We start from the raw sequence: 4,502 nt of genomic DNA, 5'->3' as shown, positions 1-4,502 counted from the left end.
AGAGGATTGGACAGTCTCATATCACAGAACACGCACTCTGGTGCAGAAACAAGCGAAGCAGTGGTGAGATACACGAAGACTATAGGCTTTAAAGTCACTGAAAAGCAGTATGAAACGTACAGAAGGTTCGCGAAATACTTCGGGAATGAAGAACTCATAAAGAAATGGCGCAACGATCTTAACAGGATATCTGAGGAGAAGGGCAAAGACATGGAAATCGTAGAAACTGAAATCCGAAAACGGTTAACAAAGTGATGGTTAACCACTAACGTAAAGTTCTAAAATGATCGAGTGTTTAACGATCAAGGCATTATATGCCTTATGTGAGTAGAGGGGAGATAATGACATTCTCAGGTAGATTTACACGCTGGATTCCGTTGATAATAGTGGCAGTTGTCGACTTCTTTGTCCTCTTTTCAGTTCTCTACTTCATACCAAGTTCATCACCATTTTACACACCGCTTTACTATCTGTTTGATGCTTTAACCTTCGCTGCTGTGGTAATTACCTGGCAGTCTATCAGGTTTAAGACTGGCTGGGGCAGAAGTTTTGTTTCCAGCTCCAAACCTAAGTTCACTTATAGCACTATAGTGGATGATTCCGACACTGACGAATATAAACAGAAGCTGAAGGAAGCCTCAGACCTTTATCTCCAAGGAAAGATAGACACCGATGATGAATTTTTCTCAATAATAGGCGAGCATACACCAAAGGAGGAGCGTATTTTTCGTGCCCTAAAGGGAACCAGGGAAAACCTTGGAAAAATGGGCAAGTGATAATTGTGAAAGAGCAACAATCAGGCATCTACCAATGTGAAATTTGCAAACTTCATTACAAGTATAAGTCAGACGTAAAAAAATGTCAGGAATGGTGCAGCCAACACAATTCATGCAACCTTGAGATAACCGCAAAGTCGCTGGAAAGGGAGGGTTTATGCCTCAAATGTTAAACCGGAGAGAATACTTTGTCATTTCCACTTCCATCGCAGTATTGGGTCTGGTGGCTTTGACGGTTGGCCTTTACTACCTGTTTAAGTACATGAACTCTAATTCACTGGTAAACATTGTATTCTACGCTGCTCTCTGGGTTATTGGAGTTTTGGCGCTTCTAAGAAGATACTCAAAACGAAGAGCCTTGAAAAGCAATAGCTCATAACATAACTGTCACTAAACTTGTAATTTTAGTAACGCTACTAAACACTGGATTTTAATAACATATACGTGCCTAAATTCTCTGATTTTAATGACACTCGCTTTCGCCTATGTTCGAGCCAGCACACAGGAGGAAGTCAGGCAAGGCTCCAACGAGAGACAGAAGGATGTAATCATTCAGTACGCGGAATCCAGAGGATATGAACTGGGCTTCTTCGAAGACCGTGCAAAGTCCGGGAAGAACACTCAGAGACCAGATTTCGAAAGGATGTTGAAATCTCTTGATGCCAAGCCGAAGGTTGTCATTGTTGCAAAGATAGACAGATTTGCCCGCTCCTTATCCGATCTCCTGAAGACGCTTGAATACCTTGACCAGAATAGTGTAGGATTCATCAGCGTCAACGACCCTGGCATAGATACAACCACTCCAAATGGACGGCTTCTGCTGCAAATTCTGGGCGCATTTGCGGAATTTGAGAGGAACATGATCAATTCCCGGACCAAGGCAGGCAGGGAGCAGGCTTTGAACAAAGGAGTAAAGTTCGGAAGACCTGCCTTAAAGACCAGGAACGGCAGTTTCATAGATAAGAGGAAGGTACTGGAATTAAAAGAGAAAGGCCTGTCCGCAAGAGCCATAGCAAAGTCCATGGAATGTTCCATCACTCCCGTGCTTAGAATTCTGAGGGAAAATAGGTTGCTGGTTGAATGAGTGTGTGTGTTCCCGAACGCGTCAGGTTCTTTCTTATATATAATATATAACTGATACAATGAACATTACATTCTAAAAAATGGAATTTTTCGTATTTTTTGAATGACATCGTTCCAATGTAAAGATTTACTCGTTTTTTGATACACACACTCTTGCATCAGAAATTACCGTTTCCTAACACACATGTGTTCGACTCGTTCGATAGTATTAATAACCTTACTATCTGAGAATTATTGTGCATTGCTGATGATACAATGGATACAAAGAATCCCAAGTCGTTTATGGCTGCAAAGCTCACCGCTCGTGCAGCTGAAACGAGCAACATGAAGAATGCACAGGTTTTCAACATCGGCTATACTCCGAATGAGATACTTATTAGAACAGAATTGGAAAGAGTAACCGATGATCTTGCTGATTATGTAAATCTCGGCCTTCCGAGACACATCATCATCTACGGTTCCAAAGGATCAGGCAAAACGCTGAGTGCACTTATCATGGCTAAGGCACTCAGGGACACCAAAGCTGTCCCCTATTTCTACATAAATGTCAGAGAGAACCCAACGTCTACAAAGATTTATCGGAACATAACTCGGCTATTTGGCAAGGGACACGAAGTGGAAGAAGTGAGGAGCAAATGTGACTCATTGCTCTCCGGCAAGTCTCTTGTAGTACTAGACGAGATTGATTTCCTGCAGGATTATGACGTTCTTTATCACATAACGAGGCACACAAAGGCAAACCTGATATTGCTGACTCAGAAGGTATACTGGTACAAGAACATGAATGATGAGAGCGTAAAGAGTTCGCTGCAGCCGGATCATATAGTGTTCCATGAATACAGCACAGAAGAGATCAGGGAAATCTTGAAAATGAGGGCTAAAGAAGGCCTCAATGAATTCGACAAGGAGTCTTTAGGCCTCCTATCGGCATTGCTCGTGAGGGATTACAGAAGTGATGCCAGAATAGGCATAAAAGCATTAGAAATTCTAGGAAGAAACAATAAATGGGATGAGGACTCAGCAATAACAGCACTGAAACAAGCCTATGTGGAAGTTGAAGGCGAAACGCTCAAGAACCTTGGAGATCGGGACTTGCTAATATTAGCCGCACTGATCAAGAATCAGGATACAAATAAGGCTTATTCCGAGGTCTCAGCATCCAACCACCTTCTACTCAGGGGAGTGAGCAAGTCGACTTTCTTCCAGAGCGTAAACTACTTGCAGAACCTTGGTCTTGTTACGCTAATAAAGAAAAAGATAGGCAGATATTACACAATGGAATCACAAATATTATTATCTGATGCGTCGATTGTATCTGGAGAGTTAAGGAAGAGGGTCTAGAATGGCTGAAGATAAGAAATATGTTGAATTATTATGGCACGATAAGTATAATAAGATCGAGTTGGGCAAAAGAGTCCCAACAGATCGTCCAAATTTACCATTTCAGGTTGTTGAAACTGTAAACAAGCCTAGGGCAAAAGGCGGTGTAAATACAACATTATTCCCAGAGGATCAATGGCCAGAGAATTATCCTAAAGATTGGAAAAATAAGCTAATATGGGGTGATAATAAATTAGTAATCTCATCTCTCTTAAAGCAAGGCTATGCCGGTAAGATTAATCTAATTTACATCGACCCACCATTCTATACAGGTGCGGATTTTTCTTATAAAACGCAAGTTGATGACACCGAAATAGAAAAGGAACCATCTATAATTGAACAGAGAGCATATAAAGACACATGGAGCGGGGGTATTGCCTCTTATCTTAAGTACATGTATGAGAGGCTTGTTTTAATGAAGGAATTATTGGCAGAAAATGGATCTATCTATGTTCACTTAGACTGGCATGTGAGTCATTACGTCAAGGTAATGATGGATGAGATTTTTGGATATGATAATTTTAGAAATGAGATTGTATGGCACTATTTTGTCTCTGGAAAGTATCCAAACGAATTTGCTAGGGATCATGATGTAATTTATTCTTATTCTAAAAGTAACAATGTCGTATTTAACTACGAAAAGGAGTTGGATGAATGTCTATACTATGAGAAATTCTATGAAAAACAGATTGTAAAAGGAGAAGATGGTAAAGAATATTACAAGTATAACGGAGAACTTAGGACTTTTATAAAACAGGTATCAGAAACTTGGAATATTAATAAGATTAAAAGAGATGGAACTGAAATATTAGGTTATAGCAACCAAAAACCAGAAGCGTTATTGCATAGAATTGTAAGGGCTTCTTCAAACCCTGGAGATATCGTCGCAGACTTTTTTTGTGGTTCCGGCACAACATTAGCAGTTGCAGAAAAATTAGGAAGAAGATGGATTGGCTCAGACTTATCAAAATACGCAATTCAGGTGACGAGAAAGAGACTTTTAGATATACACAATTCTAAGGATTTGCTGAATGAAAAGAAGGAAAGATATGGTAATCCTGCAAGACCATTTGAACTGTGGAATATCGGCAATTATGAACTCGCTTACTGGAGGGAAAATCCTCAGGATTATCTATCGTTCATGATAAAGCTGTATGAGGCTAAACCTCTAAATGGTTTCAGATACATCCATGCAACTAAAGGTCTAAGGGCAGTTCACATAGGATCAAGCAGTTCTCCAGTATCAATGGACGAGATTAGAAA

The 4,502-nt window shown here is 40.3% G+C and carries 6 protein-coding genes; all 6 read left to right on the top strand.

Annotation, left to right across the window (positions count from 1 at the left end; all coding sequences use genetic code 11):
• Positions 1-255: hypothetical protein (locus AMDU4_RS12045; RefSeq protein ID WP_290705292.1), on the top strand; the 255-nt coding region annotated here is incomplete at its 5' end.
• 122 nt (positions 256-377) lie between these two features.
• Positions 378-776, top strand: a complete 399-nt coding sequence (locus AMDU4_RS12040; protein WP_290704518.1) for a hypothetical protein — start codon at positions 378-380, stop codon at positions 774-776.
• 166 nt (positions 777-942) lie between these two features.
• Positions 943-1,155, top strand: a complete 213-nt coding sequence (locus tag AMDU4_RS12035; protein WP_290704521.1) for a hypothetical protein — start codon at positions 943-945, stop codon at positions 1,153-1,155.
• 87 nt (positions 1,156-1,242) lie between these two features.
• Entirely contained in the window at positions 1,243-1,860 is a 618-nt protein-coding gene (locus tag AMDU4_RS12030) for a recombinase family protein (RefSeq protein ID WP_021788232.1), read from the top strand.
• A gap of 254 nt (positions 1,861-2,114) precedes the next feature.
• Positions 2,115-3,200, top strand: a complete 1,086-nt coding sequence (locus tag AMDU4_RS12025; RefSeq protein WP_021788231.1) for a Cdc6/Cdc18 family protein — start codon at positions 2,115-2,117, stop codon at positions 3,198-3,200.
• A 1-nt stretch (position 3,201) separates the two neighbouring features.
• Positions 3,202-4,502 (top strand): site-specific DNA-methyltransferase (locus tag AMDU4_RS12020; protein ID WP_290705289.1); only part of this gene is annotated, 1,301 nt, incomplete at its 3' end.

The sequence above is a fragment of the Ferroplasma sp. Type II genome (assembly GCF_000496155.1).
This window is presented reverse-complemented; position numbering and strand designations above follow the sequence as displayed.